The organism is Gemmiger sp. An194 (genome assembly GCF_002160145.1).
Lineage (GTDB): Bacteria > Bacillota > Clostridia > Oscillospirales > Ruminococcaceae > Allofournierella.
On sequence record NZ_NFKA01000014.1, the window covers coordinates 45,302 to 64,669 of the forward strand.

Below are 19,368 nucleotides of genomic sequence, written 5' to 3' on the forward strand. Positions count from 1 at the left end.
TTTCACATTCCAAGTTATATCTTTGTCATTTTGCATTTTAAATTCGGTCCTTTTACGTTTTGCCAAATAGCCATTTTCCGCACTTCCCGCGGAAAGCTCTGGCTCCATCCGGCTTCTTTGTGATATAATAAGGCAGTAAAGTCCCGGGCCATACTCCCGGTTTTCTTTGAAATATTCAACGCCCGAAAGGACCTTTTATGAGTGATACCATTCCCATGCGGGTGATTGCCCGCATTCACAGTGATTTTACCAGCAAATTCGGTATTCCCCGCCAGAGCGGCCTGGTGGAAAGCCTGCAGGCCGTGATCGTGTTCGAGCCGGAATACCGGGACCCCAATGCCCTGCGCGGCCTGGAGGATTTTTCTCACTTGTGGCTCATCTGGCAGTTCTCCCAGGCGGTGCGCCAGACCTGGTCGCCCACGGTGCGCCCGCCCCGGCTGGGCGGCAACACCCGGATGGGCGTATTCGCCACCCGCTCCCCCTTCCGGCCCAATGCCATCGGCCTTTCCTGCGTGAAGCTGGACCGGGTGGAGCTTCACCCGGAGCTGGGGCCGGTGATCCATGTGCTGGGTGCGGACCTGCTGGACGGCACCCCCATCTTTGACATCAAGCCCTATCTGCCCGCGGCGGACTGCCATCCTGAGGCACTGAGCGGCTTCGCGGGTCCGGTGCGGGATTATCATCTGGAGGTGGTCTTCCCCCAGCAATGGCTGGACCGGGTGCCTGAGGCCAAGCGCAGCGCCCTGCAGGGCGTGCTGGCGCAGGACCCCCGCCCCTCCTATCAGGATGACCCGGACCGGGTCTACGGCCTGACCTTCGCCGGGCTGGAAGTCAAATTCACCGTAAGCGATGGTGTGCTCACCGTCTGCCGGGTCGCCCCGGCCAGAGACGGGCAGCCCGCCAGCCGCTGACCATACAAAAAGCATCAGGCCCGGATTCCGGGCCCGGGAAAGTGAGGTTTTTGCAATGAAACGTGCCTGTGTATTTATGGCAAATGGAACCGAGGAATGTGAGGCCCTGCTCACGGTGGACATTCTGCGCCGTGCCGGGGTAGAGGTAGTCACCGCATCGGTGAACCAGAAGCCGGAGATTCTTTCCAGCCACAATGTGCGCATGGACACCGACGCGATTGCGGCGGACATCCAGGCGGACAGCTTTGATCTGATCGTGCTGCCCGGCGGCATGCCCGGTACCATTAATCTGAAGGAAAATGAATTTGTGAAGGCCGTCTGCCAGCAGGCAGTCGCTGCCGGCAAGCTGGTGGCCGCCATCTGCGCCGCTCCCAGCGCGCTGGCTGCCTTCGGCCTGCTGCAGGGCAAGAAGGCCACCGCCTATCCCTCCTTCACCGATCAGCTGGCCGGGGCCACCGTGGTCAAGGAGCCTGTGGTGGAGGACGGCGACATCATCACCGGCTGGGGCCTGGGCGCGGCTATCCCCTTCTCTCTGGCGCTGGTGCGGCGGCTCTGCGGCGCGGATGCCGCCGAAGCGGTGCGTCAGGCCATCGGCTACCCCTATGGCTTCTGATTACAGCATACGGCTTTTGCGCGGGCCAGCCACACGACCCGCGCTTTTTCTTCACTTGGCCTGTTTTCGCGGCTCTTTCCGCCCGCCTGTGCATAAATTATTTCATGGCGCCGGCTTTGTTTCCTGCATCTGAAAAGGAGGTATGCCCTTGAACGGAATTCTTCTGCTGACCGGGGTGGTAATCCTGGCCTGCATCCTGGCTCATCGCTTTACTGAAAAGCTGCCCATCCCCACTCTATTGGTATTCATCGGCCTGGGTATGCTGTTCGGAGAGAACGGGTTGTTTCGCATCCGATTCAACGACTATTCCCTGGCTGAAACCGTCTGCTCGGTGTGTCTGATCTTCATCATGTATTACGGCGGCTTCGGCACCAACTGGAGGGCCGCCCGGCCGGTGGCGGTGCAGTCGGTGCTGCTGTCCACCCTGGGGGTGCTGCTCACCGCCGGGCTTACCGGCTCGTTCATCCATCTGGTGCTGCGGCTTTCCTGGCTGGAGAGCCTGCTCATCGGCTCGGTGATCGCCTCCACCGACGCGGCCTCGGTGTTCAATATTCTGCGTTCCCGCAGCCTGAACCTGAAATTCAACACGGCCAGCCTGCTGGAGCTGGAATCCGGCTCCAACGACCCCATGTCCTACATGCTCACGGTGGTGCTGGTGACCCTGATGACCGGCGGCGACATCTCAGTGCCGCTGGTGCTGGCAAAGCAGCTGGTGTTCGGCATCCTGTTCGGCGTGTGCATCGGCTTTGCGGCCGCTTTTCTGCTGCGGCGTACCCATGCCACCATGGCCCAGGGCGACACCATATTCGTGTTTGCCGCCGCCCTCATCGCCTATGCACTGCCCTCCATGCTGGGCGGCAACGGTTACCTGAGCGTGTATCTGTGCGGCATTTTGATGGGCAACGCGCCCATTGCCCAGAAGCGGGATCTGGTGCGTTTTTTTGACGCGGTCACCGGCATCACCCAGATGATGATCTTCTTTCTGCTGGGCCTTCTGGTCACACCGGCCCAGCTGCCCCGGGTCTTTGTGCCTGCGCTGTGCATCCTGGCCTTTCTCACCCTGGTGGGGCGGCCGGTGGCGGTGGCGGCCCTGCTGGCCCCGTTCCGGCCCAAGGCCGGGCAGATCGCGCTGGTCTCCTGGGCAGGCCTGCGCGGCGCAGCCTCCATCGTGTTCGCCATCTACGCGGTGCTGCACAACGCGCCGCTCACCTACGACCTGTTTGATCTGGTATTCTGCATCGTGCTGCTCTCCATGGGCATTCAGGGCACCCTGCTGCCCCACATGGCCCACCACGTTTCCATGATCGACGACAACGCGGACGTGCGCCGCACCTTCAACGACTACCAGGAGGAAAACGACATCTGCTTCATCAAGCTTCATCTGGACGAAGGCCACCCCTGGGCGGGTAAGCTTCTGCGGGAGATCGTGACCCCGCCGGACTTTTTGGTCAGCCTGATCATCCGCCGGGGCGAGGGCGTTCTGGTGCCCAGCGGCTCCACCCGGATGCTGGCGGGCGATCTTCTGGTCATTGCCGCCCGGGAATTTGAGAACCGGGCAAACCTGACCCTGCAGGAGGTAAGCATCGACGCCTCTCACAAGCTGTGCGGCAAGCAATTGCGGGACGCACCTCCTGCCCCCGGCACGCTTGTGGTAATGGTGCAGCGGGATGGCCAGACCATCATCCCCACCGGTGACACCGGCGTACAGGCGGGCGACACCCTGGTGGTAGCCCGTTATTGAGCCACATTTTCTCTCGGAACATAAAAAAGCTTCGGGGTGCATGAGCACTCCGAAGCTTTTTGTTTTGTATTCTGCGCTTTTGGGAAAATCACTCGTGCCGGATGGCCTCCAGCGCGCTGATCTTGGTGGCGCGGATGGCGGGCCACAGGCCGCTGAGCACACCCACCAGAGTGGAGAAGCCCAGACCCAGCAGCACCAGCCAGGGCGGGATCATGGAGATGGCAGCACTGCCGCCGTCCATACCATAATAATAACCGCCGCCAAAGCTGCCCATCAGGCCGCTCAGATCGATCGAGCCGCCGAACAGCGCCGCGATCATGGTCAGGTTGTTCAGAATCGCGCTGGCCGCATAGCTGAGTGCCACACCGATCACGCCGCCCAGCAGGCCGATGGCACCGGCCTCCACCAGGAACATGTTGCGGATCTTGCGCACCTCGCAGCCCAGCACCTTCATCACGCCGATCTCCTTGGTCCGCTCGTAGATGGACATCATCATGGTATTGGCGATGTTCAGCGCTGCAACCAGAAGGGCCACAGCGGCGGTGCCGCCCAGAATCATCTGGCTCTTGGCCACATTGGCCTGCATCTCCTCACGGATCTGAGTCATGGAATAGGTCTCGTAGCCCAGGTCCTTGATCTGCTGCTCCACATCGCTTACATTGTCCACATCGTCCACCTTCACGTAGACGTTCTCGTAGCCGTTGTCTTTCTGCTTGAGCTGCTGGCCGTTGCTGGTGATCATATAGCTGCCGCCGCTGCTCTGCTTATTGCCGGAAAGCTTCTGATATGCCTTGCTCAGCATCTGCATATCCGAAACGCGCATGGCGATGCCGGAATTGGTGAAATACTGCTTGGCGTCGTCCTGCTGGAACACGCCCATCACCACCAGCTGGTAATCCTCGGTCTTTTCTTTGCCGTTGCTGTCATAAGCGGTCAGACGCAGGGTAAGCTTCTCCTTCTGAATGTCAAAGAAGGGCTCCACCGGATTGCCCAGGGCATCGGTCTCGCCCCAGTAACGCTGACGCTTACCGCTGTTTGGGCTCTTACGGGTATCCTGGAATTCGTAAGCAAAATGTTCGCCGACCAGCACCGGGATCTTCTTTTTGCCCAGATTGGTATCACTTGCCACAAAGCTGCCGCTGATCAGCTGATAATCCATGGCCTGCAGGGCATCCATATCCACGCCGTACATATTCCAGGCATAGGCTTCATAGCGGTCGTTTTTGCCCGCGTAGATCTGGGCGTTCAGGCTGTTGTCCTGATACATGGGGGTCACTGCCACCACATGCTCATAGCTGCGCAGCTGATCCAGCATTTTATCGTCCAGCACCGGCACATCACCGCTGGCCGCGCCCCACTGGTAGTTGTTGATGGTGATCTGGGTCAGATCACCCCAGCTTTGCAGCATGGCTTCGTTCTGGGCATTGCTGGCAATGCCCAGGCTGATCATTACGATGATGGAAAAGGTGCCCACCACCACGCCGATCACCGTCAGTGCGGTGCGGCCTTTGCGGCGGCGAAGATTATCCGTGCTGAGACGCAGCAGATCAGATATCTTCATCTTCATCCTCCAACTGAGCCAGTTTCTTTGCTTTCTGCTTCTTCTTGACCACAACCACGACCACAACGACCACAGCCACAACGCCCACAACGATGAGCGCCCAGCCCCAGATGGGCATGCCGGGAGCGGTATCCGTCATGGTGGGGTCCATCATGCCCGGGTCCATGGGATCAAAGTCCATTTCCGGCATGGGCTCCACGGTGCAGGAGAACTCCTTCTCCAGGGTCTTCACTTCGCCCTTGGCATCCTCATAGCTCAGGATGACCTTGCCGTTGATAGTGCCCTCGGCCGCAGCCATAACGCTGAAGTCCACCGAGTTCTCGGTGCCGGCGGCAATGTTGCCCAGGAACTGGCTCTGGCCGGGGTTGGCCAGATTGTCGCCCTGGATCTCGGCGGAAAGGTTGTTGATGGCGCTCTTGCCCTTGTTCACGAAGGTGACGGACAGGTAGCCCTCCTCGCCCATCATGATGGTCTCGGGGGCCTCCATGTTGGTGATGTCGAACCGCTCGGGCTGGGTCACCGGAATGGAGATGGGAGAGGTGGCAGCCTCGCCGTTCTTGCTGCTCAGGTTCACATTGATGCTGATGGCGCCCGGCTCAATGGTGGCATCGGTGATGATCTTGTAGCTGATGGTCTTGGTGGTGTTGGGGGCCATCTCGCCCACATAAGTATTCATGCTGCCGCTGGCCAGAGAAACGCCCTTCAGCTCGCCGAAGTTCAGGCCCACCATCACATCCTGCAGGTTGGCATTGCCGCTGGTGGTGAAGAGGGTCAGCTGCAGGGTGAACTCCTTGCCGGCCTCCACGCTGTTGCCGCCGAAGGAGAAGTCCTTGACCAGGATCTTCGGGTAGTCATATTCCGGCTTCTCGGTGGGAGCGGGGGCCGGGGTGGGGGTGGCCTCCGGCGGATTGGGGTTCACATCCAGGCACTGTGCAATGAGCTGTGTGCCCGTCAGCACACCACGCAGATTGGTGGTGATCTCAAACGAGAGCTCGTTGCCGCCGCCATTGTAGGTCACATGGGGGAAGGTAACGGTGTTGCCGTTTACACTGCCGTTGATGTTCATGCTGTCCGCAGTGAACGCACCGGAATTGATAAAGCGGGAACTCAGAACGCTTTCGCCTTCCAGCAGGTTCAGAGAGATCGACACATCGGCCTTTTCGCCCCACTCCCACATGCTGTCCCGGCTTCCATAGTCCTTAAAATCCACATTGTAGCTTCCGATTTCCAACTGCGAAGGCAGCGGAGTGGGTTCCGCCTCACTGCTACCACTGTTTCCCTCCGACTCTTCGTTAGAAGAGCCATCGCCATTTCCCTGAGAGACACTTTCTGTCTGTTGCTCTACATTTGCAATTTGCGAAGTGCTGGTGCTCTGGGGGGCGCTGGCCGGGGCGGTGCTCTCGCCCTCGGCGAATACGCCGAAGGCGCTGAATGCGCTCAGTGCCATGGCCATGGCCAGAACGGCGCTGATCCGTTTGATGCTCTGTTTCATGGTTTTCTTCTCCTCACTGTTTTTCGCTATTCAGAGGCACCGTGGTATTGGGTTCCGCCGGAGCCTCCTGTTCCATAATATCGCTGAACATCTCGGCCATGGCTGCCGCCTTGGCCTCGGCATCCATCACCACGTCGCTCTCCACCTTGCCGTCCTTGATGGTGACCACCCGGTCCGCCACTGCCGCCAGGTCCCGCTCGTGAGTAACCATGACAAAGGTGATGTTGTTCTCCTTCGCCATGTTCAGCATCCGGTACAGCACCTGCTTGGTGGTCTGACTGTCCAGGTTGCCGGTGGGTTCGTCCGCAAAAATAACCTTGGGCTTGGCCACAAAGGCGCGGGCAATGCCCACCCGCTGCTGCTGGCCGCCGCTCATCTCGGTGGGTTTGTGGCCTGCCCGCTTGCCCAGGCCCATCTTTTTCAGCTCCTGGGTGGCAAGCTTGAGCCGCTCCTTGCGCCCCACACCCTTGAACATCAGCGGCAGGGCCACATTTTCCGCCGCCGTCAGATTTGGCAGCAGATTGTAGCTCTGGAAGATAAAGCCCAGATGCTCCTGGCGGAATTTTGCCAGCTCGTTTTCGGTCATCTCGCTGATGTCGTGCTTGCCGATGAACACATGCCCCTTGGTGGGCTTTTCCAGCCCTGCCAGCTGATTGAGCAGGGTGGATTTGCCGCTGCCGGAGGGGCCCACGATGCAGCAGACCTCTCCCGGCTCTATGGCCAGGTTCACATCGTTCAGCGCAATGACCTTTTCGTGGCCCACCCGGTAAACCTTACGCAGATGCTCCACACGGATAATTGGCGCCATGATTTCACCTCTTCATTTTATCTGATTGCAGCTTACCGTCAGAAGATGCCCACAAACTGCAGCATCCAGCCGGTGCGGCTGCTTTTGAAGACCCAATAATACAGCACCGCGAATACCTCGCGGAAATAGCAGGGCATAATGGAGTTGAGCCCGATGGACGCGGGCAGCGCATCCACATCGGTGAAGCCCACCATACGGGCGTATTCTCCGCCCCGGTAACAATGGAAGGCATTGGTCACCACCACGATGGGCTCACTGGCCGCAATGCCCCGCTCCTCCAGAAGACGGCGGGCAAACAGCAGATTCTCCTCGGTGGAGGTGCTTTTGTCCTCCACGATAATCTGCTCTTCCGGCACACCCCGCTCGGCCAGCCATCTGGCCATGGCCACCCCTTCCGGGATGGTCTCGCCCGGTCCCTGGCCGCCGGTGACCACGATCACCGCGTCCGGATTTTCCTCGTGATACTCCAGCGCCTTTTCCAGCCGCCGGACCAGCAGCTTGCTGGGCACATCCTTGCGCAGGCCGGCGCCCAGCACCACCACCGCCTTCTCATCCCCCTGGGGCTGGTCGCTATAGCCGCTGAGGGCCACGAAGGCCAGCAGCGCACAGAACACGCCCACCCCGCAGAAAAAGCCGATGCGCAGCACCCGGCCCACACCGGCGGCGCAAAATGCATCGATCTGCCGGTGAAACAGCCCATAGATCCACAGCCCGGCCGTGATGGCATACATTATAAGCATGCCGAAATTGAAATTGGAGCGCAGCGAGCGGACAATACTGTCTGCAAGAAAATATACCGCCAGCACCCACACAACGATCAGCTTGATATTCACAATGCCCTTTCCATACTGCTTCATACTTTCCCTGTTAACAAACAGGCCGCGGAGCAACGCTCCGCGGCCGCCATAATATAAACGATATCACGCGGTTTTTTATTGCAATTTTTTCAAAAAAATTTAGAAAATTTAAAAAGACTTGAAAAATTCTGCTTTACCGCAATTTTTGATCAGACAAACATCCGCTCGCTCAGGTCCTGACCTGCCAGCTCGGCATCCACACCCAGATAGGCGCAGATGGTCTTGCCGATGGCACCGAAGCCCAGCACGGTGCCCAGGTTGTTGTTCTCCTTCACGCTGCTGCCCGCCGCCAGCATGGGAACATATTCCCGGGTGTGGTCGGTGGTCTTGGTGAAGCCGGGGTCACAGCCGTGGTCGGCGGTGATGATGAGCAGATCGTCCGGACGCAGCTTTTTGAGCATCTCGCCCAGGCCCTGGTCAAACTCGGTGGCCGCGGCGGCATAGCCGTCGATGTTGCGGCGGTGGCCGTAGACCATATCAAAGTCCACCAGGTTGATGAAGGCCAGGCCCTCGAAGTCCCGGTCGGCCAGGTCCAGCATCACCCGGATGCCCTCGGTGTTGCCGGAGGTTCGGATGGTCTCGGTGACGCCTTCGCCGTCAAAGATATCGTAGATCTTGCCCACGCCGATCACAGCCTTGCCGGCAGCGCTGAGCGCGTCCAGCATGGTCTTCTTGGGGGGCTTGAGAGAGTAGTCGTGGCGGCGGGGAGTGCGCTGGAAGTCCGCCGCGCAGGTGCCCACGAAGGGCCGGGCGATCACGCGGCCCACGCCGTGCTCGCCCTTGAGCATATCCCGGGCGATCTGGCAGTATTCATACAGCTGCGCCACCGGCACGATCTCCTCGTGAGCGGCCACCTGGAACACGCTGTCCGCCGAGGTGTACACGATCAGTGCGCCGGTGCGCATGTGCTCCTCGCCGTAATCCTTCAGCACCTCGGTGCCGGAATAGGTGGCGTTGCAGATCACCTTGCGGCCGGTGCGCTTTTCAAACTCCTCGATGACCTCCGGCGGGAAGCCGTTGGGGTAGGTGGGCAGAGCGCGTTCGCTCTCCACGCCCGCGATCTCCCAGTGACCGATGGTGGTATCCTTGCCGTTGCTTGCCTCCTGCAGGCGGGCGCAGGTGCCCAGTACCTGGGCCACGGGCTCGCCGCAGCTTACGCCGTCCAGATTGAACAGGCCCATCTTCTTCATATTAGGGGTATCGAACGCCTTGCTGGCGGCGATGGACGCCAGGGTATTGGCGCCCACATCACCAAATTTATCCGCATCCGGCTCGGCGCCTACGCCGAAGCTGTCCAGTACTACTAAAAACACTCGTTTTGCCATATTGTTCGTGCCTCCTTTTCGTTGGCTGTAGGGTGTTGTTTCATTATAGCGTATTTGCCCCAAAAAGTTAAGTATATCCCACCAGCTTTGTTGAAAAATGCATTAAAATATTCTGTTAAATTTTTATTTAATTGGTACGATTGCATATACTTTTCCGAAAGCTTGCCGGGACCCCTTTCACGAAATGTTTTTTTATTATATAATAGGGGCGGCGAGCAAAAAAGCGACCCCGTCTCCGCTTCGGAGACGTTGTGGATAGATATTTGAGAAGAGAGTATTTAGGAGGATTTTACGAATGCGTAAGACGAAAATCATCTGCACCTTAGGCCCCTCTACCGATAAAGAGGGCGTAATGCGCGAATTGATCCTGGCCGGCATGAACATTGCCCGTTTCAACTTTTCCCACGGCGACTACGAAGAGCACAAGGGCCGTCTGGACAAGCTGAAGGCTCTGCGTGAGGAGCTGGGCCGCCCCGTGGCTGCTCTGCTGGACACCAAGGGTCCCGAGATCCGTCTGAAGCAGTTCGCCGGCGGCAAGACCAAGCTGGAAGCCGGCCAGAAGTTCACCCTGACCACCCGTGACGTGGAAGGCAACAAGGACATCTGCTCCATCACCTATCAGGACCTGCCCAGCGATGTTTCCGTGGGCAGCACCGTGCTGCTGGCCGACGGCCTGATCAGCATGACCGTTACCGCTGTGACCAACACCGACATCGAGTGCCTGGTAAACAACAGCGGCCCCATCAGCAACAACAAGGGCGTTAACGTGCCCGGCGTTTCCCTGTCCATGCCCTACCTGAGCCAGAAGGACAAGGAGGACATCCTGTTCGGCATCCAGAACGGCTACGACTTCATCGCCGCCAGCTTCACCCGCAGCGCCCAGGACATCCAGGATATCCGCCGCCTGCTGAACGAGCACAAGTCCAACATCCGCATCATCGCCAAGATCGAGAACCGTGAGGGTATCGACAACATCGACGAGATCCTGGCTGCTGCCGACGGCGTCATGGTTGCCCGCGGCGACATGGGCGTTGAGATCGACTTCACCGAGATCCCCATGATCCAGAAGGACATCATCTACCACAGCTTCTCCGCCGGCAAGCCCGTTATCACTGCTACCCAGATGCTGGAGAGCATGCAGGAGAACCCCCGTCCCACCCGTGCCGAGATCACCGACGTTGCCAACGCCATCTACGACGGCACCAGCGCCATCATGCTGAGCGGTGAGACCGCTGCCGGTAAGTACCCCGTGGAGGCTGTTCGCACCATGGCCGCCATCGCCGAGCGTACCGAGAGCGACTCCAGCTACATCGAGCATATGCGCAAGAGCCCCCTGGATACCCGCCTGAGCATCGCTGCTGCTACCGCTCATGCCGCCTGCACCACCGCAGCCGACATCAAGGCTACCGCCATCATCACCGTTTCCAAGAGCGGTGAGACCGCCCGCCTGCTGAGCAAGGGCCGTCCCGAGACTCCCATCATCGCCTGCGTGCTGGACGAGCAGACCCAGCGTCACCTGGCTCTGAGCTGGGGCGTGCATCCCATCCTGATGCCCTACGCCAACAGCACCGACGAGCTGGTTGATTTGTCTGTTAAGACCTCTGTGGATCACGGCCTGCTGCAGAGCGGCGACCTGGTGGTTGTGACCGCCGGTGTTCCCGTGGGTGTTTCCGGTACCACCAACATGATCAAGGTCCACATGGTCGGCGAGTTCCTGGCCAGCGGCGTGGGCATCGGCAACCAGAACGCCAAGGGCGCCCTGTGCATCTGCCGCAACACCGAAGAGGTTGCCAGCAAGTGCAAGCCCGGCTGCGTGCTGGTGGTTCCCTACACCAACAACGAGATGCTGCCCTACATGCGTGAGGCCAATGCGGTGATCGTTGAGGAGGCTGGCATGAACAGCCACGCTGCCATCGCCGGTCTGGCTCTGGGCAAGGCTGTGATTGTTGGTGTTGCCAACGCTACCCGCCTGCTGAAGGACGAGACCATGGTTTCCGTGGACTGCGTACGCGGCACCGTTCAGACCATGCCTGTCTGATTTTTCTGAATTGCTTCTTCTCTCCCCTGTGCATCCGCACAGGGGAGTTTTTTATTGCCCGCACACAAAAAGCGGCGGCGCACACGGAAACATCTTCCGCGTGCGCCGCCGCCTTCTTTTTATTGCGTTCAGGGATTCCCCCGGTTTTTCAGCCGGGCCAGCCGCCGGGCCAGCTTTTCCCGCCGGGAGGCGGTGGCCTCCCGGTCCACCTGCCAGATCTGCCCGCTCAGGAGGAGCACATCGCCCTCCCTGGCATCCGTGGGCAGCTCGCTTCGATTTGCCTGCTGCCAGTGGGTGCAATCCATCTCGTCGGTGACCTCGATCACCGCCGTGTCCCCTTCCCACCGGTCCAGGATATAAAGCTCGCTCATTACCGCATTCTTCCTTTCTCAGGCCGCGCTGTCCGCCTGCTGGCCGCCGGATGCCATGTAGCACTGCAGACCGCTTTCGGTGGCCGCAATGACCACACTGCCGTCCTGATCGGTGCGCAGCACCTGCGCGCCCACCATGGTGTAATTCTGCATTGCCTCCTCATGGGGATGGCCGTAGCTGTTGTCCTTTCCGCAGCTGACCACCACATATTGGGGCCGGATCGCCTGCAGAAACGCCAGCGTGTTGGAGGTGCTGGAGCCGTGATGGGCCGCCTTGAACACATCTGTCTGAGGCAGCTCACAGTGGGCCAGAGCATCCTGTTCCACCTCGGTCTCACCGTCGCCGGTGAGCATCACCCGCAGGCCCGGAGCGCTGAAAAACAGCACCTGGGACAGATTGTTGTAATTGTCGGTCTCCACGCCGTTTGCCAGCACCGACAGGGTGGCCGCGCCAATCGTGAACTCCTGCCCCGGCTCGGCGGTCACGGTGGGGATGTTCTGTTCCTCAATGGTATCCATCACCCGCTCGAAGGTGCGGGTAGTGGGATAGGGTGCCTTGTCAAAGTCCGGCAGAAGCACCTGCTCCACCTGCACATGCTCCAGCACTGCCTTCATGCTGCCGATGTGGTCCGCGTGGGGATGGGTCATCACCAGAAGCTTTAAACGGGTGATGCCCATTCCGTCCAGATAAGCCAGTAGCGCCTCCTCGCTGGAGGCCTCGCCCGCATCCACCAAGCAGTATTCCTGCCCGCTCTGTAAGAGGGTGGCATCCGCCTGGCCCACGTCGATGAAGTGCACCGCCTGGCCCTCCGCCGGGACCTGTTCCAGCCCCTGGGGCAGGGTGTTCACCTGCAGTCTGTCGTAAAAATCCTGCCAGGTGAATCCGCCCTCTCCGCTCTGGCCGCCCAGCCCCAGCCGGAGGCCGATGACCAGGCAGAAGGCGGTGAGCAGAAAGACCAGCCCCTGGGAGGGTGTGATGCGAATGGGATATTTTTTGCGCCGCGTGCGCCGTTTCCGTCGTTTTGCCATGGCTTACTTCCGCTTGGTCTTGGGGGCGAAGGTGGGCCGGCCGGAGTTTTTGCCGCCGCCCTTGCCGTGGTTGGGAACGAACCGGCCCTGTACCGGACGGCCCGCCGCCTTGGCGTTCTGGGCGGATTTGCGGCCGGTGACCGGACGTGCCTGGGTGCTGGCCTTGGGCTTGTAGCCGGGCACCAGCAGGGGGATCAGGTCCTCCCGGTGGGTCTTATGCAGCGCCTTGACCACCTTTTCCGCGTTGCGGGGTTCGTAATACTGCAGCAGAGCCCGCTGCAGCGCCTTGTCCTCAGGGGATTTTTCCACGAACACCGGCTTGAGGGTGTAGGGGTCCAGACCGGTGTAGAACATGCAGGTGGACACGGTGCCCGGTGTGGGGTAGAAGTCCTGCACCTGCTCGGGGCGGATGTTATGCTTGTACAGATACTCGGCCAGATAGACCGCGTCCTCCAACGTACTGCCCGGGTGGCTGCTCATCAGGTAGGGCACCAGATACTGCTTCTTGCCCACCTTCTTGGTCAGCTCATAGAACCGCTTGGAGAATTTGTTGAACACCTCCACCGGCGGCTTGCCCATGTATTTGAGAGTGTTGGGGGCGCAGTGCTCGGGGGCCACCTTCAGCTGACCGGAAACGTGATGCTCCACCAGCTCCTTGAAGAAGGTCTCGTCCTTGTCCCAGGTCAGGTAATCGTAGCGGATGCCGCTGCGGATGAACACCTTTTTCACCCCGGGCAGGGCCCGCAGGCGGCGCAGCATGTTCAGGTATTCGGTATGGTCGATGATCAGGTGCGGGCAGGGGCCGGGAGCCAGGCACTTTTTGCCGCCCTGACACATGCCTTCGGTCATCTGCTTGGCACAGCTGGGCAGCCGGAAGTTGGCGGTGGGGCCGCCAACATCGTGGATGTAGCCCTTGAAGCCGGGCTGTTTGGTGAGCAGCTCACCCTCCTCCACCACGCTGTCCACACTGCGGCTGGTAACCCGCCGCCCCTGATGCAGGGTGATGGCACAGAAGTTGCAGCCCCCGTAGCAGCCACGGTTGTGGATGATGGAGAATTCCACCTCCTCGATGGCAGGCACACCGCCCACCACATCGTAGCTGGGGTGCCAGGTGCGGGTGTAGGGCAGCGCCGCCACCCGGTCCAGCTCCCGGCGGGTAAGGGGCTTTGCAGGCGGATTCTGCACCAGATAGCCGCTCTCCTGCTTCTGCACGATGATCTGGCCGGTGACGGAATCCTGATTGTCCATCTGGATGCGGCAGGCCTTGGCGTAGGCCACCTTGTCGGTGCTCACCTTGTTGAAGCCCGCACATTCCAGATACTTGGCGGGCAGATGGGAGAAGTCGGTCATGTAGCAGGTGCCCGCCACATCCCGGATCTCGCTGGCCTTCTCCCCTGCCGCCAGCCGCCGGGCGATCTCCACCGTCTGGTGCTCGCCCATACCGAAGCTGATGATATCCGCACCGGAGGTCTCCGCAATGCTGGGCAGCACGGTATCCATCCAGTAGTCGTAATGGGCGAAGCGGCGCAGGCTGGCCTCCAGGCCGCCCAGAATCACCGGCAGGTCCGGATAAGCCTGCTTGGCCAGCTGGGTGTAAACGGTGGCACTGCGGTCCGGGCGCTTGCCCGCCACGCCGCCGGGGGTGTACTCGTCCACCTTGCGGCGCACCTTGGCCACCGAGTAATGGGCCACCATGCTGTCCACGTTGCCGCCGCCGATGAAAAAGCCGTAGCGGGGCTTGCCCAACACTTTGAAGCTTTCGCAGCTGGTGTAGTCTGGCTGGCTGATCACGCCCACCCGGTAGCCCTCGGCCTCCAGAATGCGGCCGATGATGGCCGGGCCGAAGCTGGGATGGTCCACATAAGCGTCGCCCATGACCAGAACGAAGTCCAGCTCGTCCCAGCCGCGCTGGCGCATATCCTCTTTGCTGATGGGCAAAAACTGTGTGCCCTGCTGCATAAAGGGTCTCCTTTCTTTGCTGCGCGTGTCCTTGCGGCCGCGCCTGTCCATGCAATATCACACGCGCCCCCGGCAGGCCGCTGGTCTGCCGGGGGCACGAGCATCTACCTTGATTCCATTGTAACAAATCCTGCCCGCCGCGCACAAGGGCACGGCACAGGTTCAGGGGATCTCGTCCGGCAAAGGGGTGTTGTCCGCCCGCATGGACCGCTCGATCCACTGCTGCCGGGTGATGAGCACCTCCCGGGGCTTGGCGCCCTGGTAGGGACCGATCACGCCCAGCTGCTCCATATCGTCCATGATACGGGCCGCGCGGGCATAGCCCAGCTTGCACTTGCGCTGCAGCAGGCTGGTGGAGGCCTGACCGGCGTCGATGACCACCTCCACTGCCTGTTCCAGCATGGGGTCGTGGCCGTCGTCCTCGTCGTCGCCGTCGCCGCCGGAGGCCTTCTCCGGCACCGCGTGCTTCTCCATCTCCTCGATCATCTTCTCATCGTACTGGGAGGTATTGTCCTTCTTGATGAAGTCCAGCACGGCGCTGATCTCCTCGTCCTTCACATAAGTGCCCTGGATGCGCAGAGGCTTGGAGGCGCCCACCGGCATGAACAGCATGTCGCCCATGCCCAGCAGCTTCTCCGCGCCGCCCGCGTCCAGAATGGTGCGGCTGTCCACCTGACTGGACACCGCAAAGGCAATCCGGCTGGGGATATTGGCCTTGATCAGGCCGGTGATGACATCCACACTGGGGCGCTGGGTGGCCACGATCAGGTGCATGCCCGCGGCACGGGCCTTCTGGGCAATGCGGCAGATGTAGTCCTCCACCTCTTTGCCGGCCACCATCATCAGGTCGGCCAGCTCGTCGATGATAATGGCAATGTAGGGCAGCTTTTCCAGACCCTCGGTCTCAGCCGCCAGCCGGTTAAAGCTCTTGATGTCACGCACGTTGTTCTCTGCGAACAGATGGTAGCGGCGCTCCATCTCGGCCACGGCGCTGCCCAGCGCGCCCGCCGCCTTGCGCGGCTCGGTGACCACCGGCATCAGCAGGTGGGGAATGCCGTTGTACTCTGCCAGCTCCACCACCTTGGGGTCGATGAGGATGAGCTTCACATCCTCGGGGCTGGAGCGATACAAAAAGCTGATGATAATGCTGTTCACGCACACCGACTTACCGCTGCCGGTGGAACCGGCGATCAGCAGGTGGGGCATCTTGCACAGGTCCGCCACCTGGGCGTTGCCCGCAATGTCCTTGCCCAGGGCAAGGGTCAGGGGCGAGGCGCTGCGGGTGTAGGCCTGGGATTCAAAGATGCCACGGATGCCCACCGGGCTGGATTTCCGGTTAGGTACCTCCACGCCCACGGCAGGCTTGCCGGGGATGGGGGCCTCGATGCGCACGCCGGCCGCCGCCAGGTTCAGAGCGATATCATCGGCCAGACCGGTGATTCGGCTGATCTTCACGCCCGCCAGGGGCTGCAGCTCATACCGGGTGACCGAGGGGCCGCGGCAGATGTCCAGCACGCGGGTCTTTACGCCGAAGCTTTCCAGCGTGCTCACCAGCAGCTCGGCGTTCTTTTTCAGCTCCGCCTCCACGCCCGGGTCCTCCGCCGACTCCATCACCTGGAACAGGTCCAGCGGCGGATAGCAATAGGCAGCCGGCTGTTCCACAGGCTGTGCAAGGGCGGTTTCCGCCGGGGCGGCCGCCGGGTTCAGCGGACGCAGCGGCTCGCCGTAGGAATTGCCCATGGTCTGGCTGGGCTCCATGGCCTTGTGGATGAGACTGTCCAGCTCGGTGACACCGACATTGGGCTGCTCCGGCTCCAGCGGGATCGGCTGGTCCAGCTGGAAGGGCGGCTCGTCCGCGTCGGAGGGCTCCGGCGCCTGATCGAACCGCATCTCCCAGGCATAGTCCGGGCTGCTGCTGGGATAGGGCTCGAAGCCCACATCCGGGTCCTGCTGAGGCTCGTCCATGGGAATCTCGGTCTCGAATTCGCTGTGCTCCTCCGGCTCGGACCGGTCCATGGGAGGATACATGCCAAAGGTACCGCCGGGGCCCACCAGCGGCTCCTCCGGCTGGGGATCGGTTTCGGTGGTGACCACCGGGTCCGGCCCCAGATCAATATCCACCTGGGGCTTGCGCCGGAACCGCTGGGCAAAGGCCTCCTGCTTTTGCTGGCGGGCAGCGGCCCGCTCCTGGGCGGCGGCGCGGCGCTCGGGTTCCCGGCGCAGCTGCTCCTCCTCCCAGGCCTCGCGCTGCTGACGGGCAGCATCCCGGTCAGCCTTCCAGTCGCCCAGATAGTCCTCCGCGATCTGCCACAGATCACCCGGAGTTACGCCCAGGTACCACATGACCATGGCGATGAGCATGATGACCAGCAGGATATTCGCCGCCGGATGCCCGCACAAGGCCAGCAGGGTGCCGCCGATGATGCCGCCCAACAGGCCACCGCCCAGCATACCCTGACCGTTGGCGTATAACGCCGCGGTGGCCTTGCCGAAGCTCAGGCCCACCAGGTCGATTTTGGAGAACACCACTGCCGTGCCGCAGATCAGCATCATCAGCAGCAGGGACTTGGCGCAGCGGGACCAGATGGGCCGCCCCAGCGCCACCAGCACCGCAATGTAGAGCAGCACCGGCCCCAGCAGATAGGTACACACCCCGAACACGCCGAACAGCACGCCGCGCAGCATGGCCCAGACCGACTGCCCGGCCACCAGAGACATGGCAATGATCACAACGCCCAGGCAGAACAGCAGAATGCTCCAGCTCTGGGCCACATCCGGCTGGCTGCGCCGTGAGCGGGAGCGGGTGGTTTTCGCGCCGCTTTTTGCGGCGGGTTTCTTCTTTTGTGCCATACGCTTTCTTTCCCTCGTTTATGTATTTCCAGCCCCCGGACCATTTGGTTTTCCGGGGGCGCCGCGCACCCGGCGCGGGAATTTTTTCGGAACTTATCTATTGTATCATAAAACCATAGGTTTTAAAACCCAATTTATCGGACAGTTTCCTCTCTGCTCCGGCTTTCCTCATTCTTTGTGCCGGTTCGATTCCGTTCGATCTGGCGGTACAGGTAGGCAAGCGCGTCGCCCAGACCGCCCAGCTCGTCGATCAGGCCCTCGGCCACCGCCTGCTCACCGCCCAGCACGGTCCCCACATCCATCACCAGTTCGCCGGTGTGCATCATCAGCTCCAGAAAACGCTCTTCGCTGATGTGGGAATGGCTTTGCACAAAGCCGGTGATGCGCTCCTGCATCTGCTCGAAATAGCGCATGGTCTGGGGCACCCCCAATACCAGCCCGGAATGGCGCACCGGGTGAATGGTCATGGTGGCAGTGGGCACAATAAAGCTGTGCTTGGCGCTGACCGCCAGCGGGATGCCGATGGAATGCCCGCCGCCCAGCACCAGGGTGGCGCTGGGCTTGGTCACCCCGCTGATCAGCTCAGCCAGGGCAAGGCCTGCCTCCACGTCGCCGCCTACGGTATTCAAAATCACCAGCAGACCCTCGATCTCCGGGTCCTCCTCAATGGCCACCAGCTGTGGGATCACATGCTCGTAGCGGGTCACCTTCTGCTCCTGTCCGGCACTCACGTGGCCCTCGATCAGACCGATCACCGTGAGGCAATGGATGGCATGACGGCCCTTGGTGCGGATCACCGAGCCGGTGTCCATCATAAAATCCTGTTCCAGCTTTTCCTGCTCCACCTGGGCATCGGTGGGCCGCGGAGTATCATTGTTCGGCATTGGTCTCTTCGCTCCTTTTGGCAACGCCGCCCGCGGTGTTTCCCGTAAATCGGGCGGCGTTGCCTTTTGTTTTTTCTATCAGTTTGCACGAATTTTTTGTCTTTATGCCCACACAGACGGCCTTCCGCCCTGCAATTGGTTTGACAAGCCTTTGTGAATCCAGTATTATAAAGTATGGATATTCCTGCAAAAGGCCTGTTTTCGCCTTTTGCTCGCTTCTGCACAGGGCAGGCCACGTACCCGCCCGTTGCTTTAAATCATTTTCAAAAGACGGTGATGATAATATGAACCATTCTCAAGGAAAGGTATCTCTGCCGGTAATCAAACGGCTGCCCAAATATTACCGCTACATCAGCCAGATGCAGAGAAACGGTGTGGTAAAGGTATCTTCCAGTGAACTGGCCCGCATGATGGGCACCACTGCCAGTCAGGTACGCCAGGACTTTAACTGCTTTGGCGGTTTTGGCCAGCAGGGAATCGGCTATAATGTGGAGGTACTGCTGCACGAGATCGGTCGCCTGCTGTTTGGCGAGGGCGAAAAGCTGCCCACCATTCTGATCGGTGCCGGCCGTCTGGGCCGGGCGGTCTCCCGTTTTCTGACCACCGATACCAACGGCTACCATCTGCTGGCTGTATTCGATGTGCAGCAGGAGCTGGTGGGCCAGGATCTGGACGGCATTCCCATCCATCACATTGATGAGCTGGAGTCCTTCTGTGCCGCCCACAATCCTCAGGTGGCGGTGCTCTGCCTGCCCCGTGAGGGCGCAAAGGAGCTTTCCGGCCGACTGGTGGACCTGGGCATCCGGGGCTTCTGGAACTTCAGTCACTACGATCTTTCCATTCCCTACCCCAATGTGACGGTGGAGAATGCCCATCTGGGCGACAGCCTGATGAGCCTGGGCTATCGGCTGCGGAACGACTGAATCCAT

Annotated in this window: 15 protein-coding genes; 5 read left to right on the plus strand and 10 right to left on the minus strand. The window is 60.7% G+C overall.

Going from position 1 to position 19,368, the window contains the following annotated elements:
• Positions 1-197 precede the first annotated feature (197 nt).
• The 3 genes from tsaA (at position 198) to B5F28_RS09855 (ending at position 3,265) form a co-directional block, all read left to right on the plus strand.
• The gene (gene tsaA / locus B5F28_RS09845) at positions 198-911 is read left to right on the plus strand and encodes a tRNA (N6-threonylcarbamoyladenosine(37)-N6)-methyltransferase TrmO (protein ID WP_087295720.1); all 714 of its coding nucleotides are present in this window, start codon (positions 198-200) and stop codon (positions 909-911) included.
• 55 nt (positions 912-966) lie between these two features.
• Positions 967-1,524, plus strand: a complete 558-nt coding sequence (locus tag B5F28_RS09850) for a DJ-1 family glyoxalase III (RefSeq protein WP_087295722.1) — start codon at positions 967-969, stop codon at positions 1,522-1,524.
• Positions 1,525-1,666: 142 nt separating this feature from the next.
• Positions 1,667-3,265, plus strand: a complete 1,599-nt coding sequence (locus B5F28_RS09855; protein WP_343212757.1) for a potassium/proton antiporter — start codon at positions 1,667-1,669, stop codon at positions 3,263-3,265.
• An 88-nt stretch (positions 3,266-3,353) separates the two neighbouring features.
• Here the strand turns inward: B5F28_RS09855 and B5F28_RS09860 are convergent, their stop codons facing one another.
• The 5 genes from B5F28_RS09860 to B5F28_RS09880 form a co-directional block, all read right to left on the minus strand.
• Positions 3,354-4,826, minus strand: a complete 1,473-nt coding sequence (locus B5F28_RS09860; RefSeq protein WP_158097576.1) for an ABC transporter permease — start codon at positions 4,824-4,826, stop codon at positions 3,354-3,356.
• On the minus strand, positions 4,813-6,318 hold the full coding sequence (locus B5F28_RS09865; protein WP_087295727.1) for a COG1361 S-layer family protein: 1,506 nt from the start codon (positions 6,316-6,318) through the stop codon (positions 4,813-4,815). The genes B5F28_RS09860 and B5F28_RS09865 overlap by 14 nt, the downstream gene beginning before the upstream one ends.
• A 13-nt stretch (positions 6,319-6,331) precedes the next feature.
• A complete protein-coding gene (locus tag B5F28_RS09870; protein WP_087295728.1) occupies positions 6,332-7,126 on the minus strand; it encodes an ABC transporter ATP-binding protein in 795 nt (264 codons plus the stop codon).
• Positions 7,127-7,164: 38 nt separating this feature from the next.
• On the minus strand, positions 7,165-7,983 hold the full coding sequence (locus B5F28_RS09875) for a YdcF family protein (RefSeq protein WP_087295729.1): 819 nt from the start codon (positions 7,981-7,983) through the stop codon (positions 7,165-7,167).
• A 149-nt stretch (positions 7,984-8,132) separates the two neighbouring features.
• Positions 8,133-9,308, minus strand: coding sequence for a phosphopentomutase (locus B5F28_RS09880; RefSeq protein ID WP_087295730.1), 1,176 nt, complete (start codon positions 9,306-9,308; stop codon positions 8,133-8,135).
• Between the two features lie 295 nt (positions 9,309-9,603).
• On the opposite strand from B5F28_RS09880, the gene pyk reads away from it, so the two are divergent.
• On the plus strand, positions 9,604-11,346 hold the full coding sequence (gene pyk / locus B5F28_RS09885) for a pyruvate kinase (RefSeq protein WP_087295731.1): 1,743 nt from the start codon (positions 9,604-9,606) through the stop codon (positions 11,344-11,346).
• A gap of 128 nt (positions 11,347-11,474) precedes the next feature.
• Here the strand turns inward: pyk and B5F28_RS09890 are convergent, their stop codons facing one another.
• The 5 genes from B5F28_RS09890 to B5F28_RS09910 all read right to left on the minus strand — a co-directional run bounded on the left by B5F28_RS09890 (position 11,475) and on the right by B5F28_RS09910 (position 18,439).
• A complete protein-coding gene (locus B5F28_RS09890) occupies positions 11,475-11,717 on the minus strand; it encodes a DUF3006 domain-containing protein (RefSeq protein WP_087295732.1) in 243 nt (80 codons plus the stop codon).
• 18 nt (positions 11,718-11,735) lie between these two features.
• The gene (locus B5F28_RS09895; protein ID WP_087295733.1) at positions 11,736-12,746 is read right to left on the minus strand and encodes a ComEC/Rec2 family competence protein; all 1,011 of its coding nucleotides are present in this window, start codon (positions 12,744-12,746) and stop codon (positions 11,736-11,738) included.
• Between the two features lie 3 nt (positions 12,747-12,749).
• Positions 12,750-14,705 carry a YgiQ family radical SAM protein gene (locus B5F28_RS09900; RefSeq protein WP_087295734.1) on the minus strand — a complete coding sequence of 652 codons (1,956 nt, stop codon included), beginning with the start codon at positions 14,703-14,705 and terminating at the stop codon, positions 12,750-12,752.
• A 162-nt stretch (positions 14,706-14,867) separates the two neighbouring features.
• Positions 14,868-17,555 carry a DNA translocase FtsK gene (locus tag B5F28_RS09905; RefSeq protein ID WP_087295735.1) on the minus strand — a complete coding sequence of 896 codons (2,688 nt, stop codon included), beginning with the start codon at positions 17,553-17,555 and terminating at the stop codon, positions 14,868-14,870.
• Positions 17,556-17,689: 134 nt separating this feature from the next.
• Entirely contained in the window at positions 17,690-18,439 is a 750-nt protein-coding gene (locus tag B5F28_RS09910; RefSeq protein ID WP_087295736.1) for a ClpP family protease, read from the minus strand.
• 284 nt (positions 18,440-18,723) lie between these two features.
• Between B5F28_RS09910 and B5F28_RS09915 the strand changes: the two genes are divergently transcribed.
• Complete coding sequence (locus tag B5F28_RS09915) at positions 18,724-19,362, plus strand: redox-sensing transcriptional repressor Rex (protein ID WP_087295737.1); 639 nt, start codon at positions 18,724-18,726, stop codon at positions 19,360-19,362.
• Positions 19,363-19,368: the final 6 nt, after the last annotated feature.